The 519-nt window shown below is 40.5% G+C and carries 2 tRNA genes; both read right to left on the reverse strand.

What is annotated here, in order from left to right:
- Positions 1–214: 214 nt before the first annotated feature.
- Positions 215–290, reverse strand: a tRNA-Ala gene (locus B5V89_RS19800).
- A 12-nt stretch (positions 291–302) separates the two neighbouring features.
- A tRNA-Ile gene (locus B5V89_RS19805) sits at positions 303–379 on the reverse strand.
- Positions 380–519 lie beyond the last annotated feature (140 nt).

The following is a 519-nucleotide window of genomic DNA, read 5'->3' on the forward strand; positions in this document are numbered from 1 at the left end:
TATTACTTGGTTATTTCTCATATTATCTAGTTTTCAAAGAACAAGGCTACTGATTTCAATCACATCATGATTAATCATCGTAGCATTTGCTTCATGCTGCCTTGCTCCGAGGTGAACCTAATCTTCCTCGAATAAGCATTGCCGCAGGAGCAATTTTACCCAAAGTGCAATTTAGAAATTATCTAAAAATAATATCTTTATTGACTTTATCTTTTGGTGGAGCCTAGCGGGATCGAACCGCTGACCTCCTGCGTGCAAAGCAGGCGCTCTCCCAGCTGAGCTAAGGCCCCGAAGATGTTATATGGTGGGCCTAAATGGACTCGAACCATCGACCTCACGCTTATCAGGCGTGCGCTCTAACCAGCTGAGCTATAGGCCCACATTTTCGGAAATAAAAAACATCGATATGGAAGAAGAACTCCTTGTCGTTGTTTTTATATATTGCATATTTTTTTGAAGAATTCATCCTTCAAAACTGAACAAAACGAAAAACGTCTTTTTTGTAACCACGATAGTGGT

Origin of the sequence: Heyndrickxia sporothermodurans (genome assembly GCF_003055045.1) — a bacterium.
Taxonomy (GTDB): Bacteria; Bacillota; Bacilli; order Bacillales; family Bacillaceae_C; genus Heyndrickxia; species Heyndrickxia sporothermodurans.